This is a genomic window from Acinetobacter sp. GWC1_38_13, assembly GCF_001767535.1.
Taxonomy (GTDB): Bacteria; Pseudomonadota; Gammaproteobacteria; order Pseudomonadales; family Moraxellaceae; genus Acinetobacter; species Acinetobacter junii.
Genome location: NZ_MELG01000049.1, coordinates 78,876 through 81,211 on the forward strand (window position 1 = coordinate 78,876; position 2,336 = coordinate 81,211).

Consider the following 2,336-nt stretch of genomic DNA (forward strand, 5'->3'; position numbering starts at 1 on the left):
CAAAAGCCTCACAACCAGAGATGACAATATTCGGTCTAAAACGTCGTACATCCAATGAATATCCAACTTTTTCGGAAAGAAATTGGACAGATGCTTCACTTAAAATCAAAAAGGGAAAACCATCTGCAAAACCTACACGATCTCCAAATTGTGCGTATTCAAGATCGACTTGGCGAATCGTTTCCTGTGGCATATAAACCAACTGTACTTTTTTGCCTAATTTATCACTGATCCAATCATTCACGGGATGATCAATACGATTTCCTTTTACCTGATCTTGCCAAACAGTTACAAGGCGTTCGTCTTTATACCCCTGAGCCTCAATTAAACTGAGCTCCATATGTTCAGAGTGATAATAAAAGCGAATGATTTCTGATGAAATAGCAACTCCTATTTGTCCCATTTCAGCAATTTGTCGCTGAGTCACAAAACGACCATCGCAATCAACTAGCATCCATCTACGATCCCACTTTGGTCCAAAACTATCAATCTCCATTTCAGATAGTTGATTTCCTTTACAAGATTTCACTGGATAATTTAAAAGTTGACTGACGTACATATCGACATTCTCATCAAAATATTAATTAATTCAATTTTTATTAACCAAGTATAATAGTGGAAAATTATAGCAATATGTCTAAATTTAGAGCACATCAGCTTTTTATTCAAAGCATATAAAATCCACTTTATTTTCTGATAACATAACTCTCTAGCTTTTAGCTCAAGTATTACTCTTTCGTCATACCGAACCAATTGCGACCAAATCAGGTTATTTTCAAATTTTAATCAATCCTAATGCTGTAACTCATGACTATGAATATCCAACAGGCACTGAATCACATTACTAAAAATATTCATCTTACCCAACCTCAAATGGAAGATGTAATGCGCAGTATCATGCAAGGTGAAGCAACTGATGCACAAATTGGCGCATTGATGATGGGCTTGCGTATGAAGGGTGAAAGTATTGATGAAATAACTGCGGCTGCGCGTATCATGCGTGAGTTTGCGATTAAAATTGATGTCAGTGATATTCCACATTTAGTTGATATTGTTGGTACAGGTGGCGATGGTCAAAATTTATTTAACGTCTCTACAGCATCTAGTTTTGTAATTGCTGCCGCTGGTGCAACCATTGCGAAACATGGCAATCGTGGTGTATCGAGTAAATCTGGTTCCTCTGATGTACTTGAACAGATGGGTATCCAACTTGATTTGGATATGCAGCAAACTGAACGTTGCATCCGTGAAATTGGTGTAGGTTTTCTATTTGCGCCGAATCATCACAAAGCAATGCGTTATGCGGTTGCTCCACGTCGTGAGCTAGGTATTCGCAGTATTTTTAATTTACTCGGTCCTCTTACCAATCCAGCTGGTGTCAATCGTTTCGTCATAGGTGTGTTCTCAGATGAACTTTGCCGACCAATCGCAGAGGTTTTAAAACAACTCGGTGCTGTGCACGTAATGGTTGTACATTCTAAAGATGGTTTAGATGAAATCAGTCTTGCTGCGCCAACTACTGTGGCTGAACTTAAAGATGGTGAAATCACTGAATGGACACTTACACCTGATGAAGTAGGTATCCCATCGCAAACCCTTACAGGTTTAGTGGTGAATAGCTCAGAAGAAAGTTTAAAGTTGATCAAGGATGCTTTGAGTCGAGATAAGTCTGAAATTGGTGAAAAAGCAGCAAATATGATTGCTTTGAACGCTGGTGCTGGTATTTACGTGGCTGGCATGACTAAAACATATAAACAAGCAGTTGAACTCGCTCAAGATATTCTTTATGGCGGTCAAGCCTTGGAAAAAATGAGTATCTTGGCTGAATTTACTAAAACATTGAAACAATATCAGGCTGACTAAGGACTTCTCATGATCGATATTCAAAATACCATTTTAGGTAAAATTGTTGACCGCAAACATGAGGAGCTTACTGCACGTTTAAAACAACGTAGTTTGCATGATGTAGAACAGTGGGCAAAAGAAGCAACACCTGTTCGTGGTTTTGCGAATGCTTTACAACACAAACGCCCCGCTGTAATCGCTGAAATCAAGAAGGCATCACCGTCAAAGGGCGTGATTCGTGCAGATTTTAATCCTGCGGAAATTGCACAGCAATATGAACGAGCAGGTGCAGCATGTCTCTCTGTTTTAACAGATGTAGACTTTTTCCAAGGTGCTGATGAGAATATTGCAATTGCGCGTCAGCATTGTGCCCTACCAGCGCTACGTAAAGATTTCTTGATTGATCCTTATAATGTTGTTGAAGCACGTGCCTTACATGCAGATTGTATTTTGTTAATCGTGGCATGTTTATCTGATCAACAACTTGAAGA

General features: G+C 39.1%; 3 protein-coding genes. 2 read left to right on the top strand and 1 reads right to left on the bottom strand.

Annotation, left to right across the window (positions count from 1 at the left end; genetic code table 11):
• The coding region (locus A2003_RS05235; RefSeq protein WP_286686905.1) for an MOSC domain-containing protein at positions 1–559 on the bottom strand (559 nt) is incomplete at its 3' end.
• Positions 560–813: 254 nt separating this feature from the next.
• On the opposite strand from A2003_RS05235, the gene trpD reads away from it, so the two are divergent.
• Together trpD and A2003_RS05245 are read left to right on the top strand one after the other, a co-directional pair.
• Positions 814–1,863, top strand: a complete 1,050-nt coding sequence (gene trpD / locus A2003_RS05240) for an anthranilate phosphoribosyltransferase (protein WP_035338689.1) — start codon at positions 814–816, stop codon at positions 1,861–1,863.
• Positions 1,864–1,872: 9 nt separating this feature from the next.
• Positions 1,873–2,336 (top strand): indole-3-glycerol phosphate synthase TrpC (locus A2003_RS05245; RefSeq protein ID WP_286686906.1); only part of this gene is annotated, 464 nt, incomplete at its 3' end.

What these genes read in the sequence shown, in the direction of transcription:
- trpD (WP_035338689.1), top strand. Translation starts at nt 814, where the DNA reads ATGAATATCCAACAGGCACTGAATCACATTACTAAAAATATTCATCTT.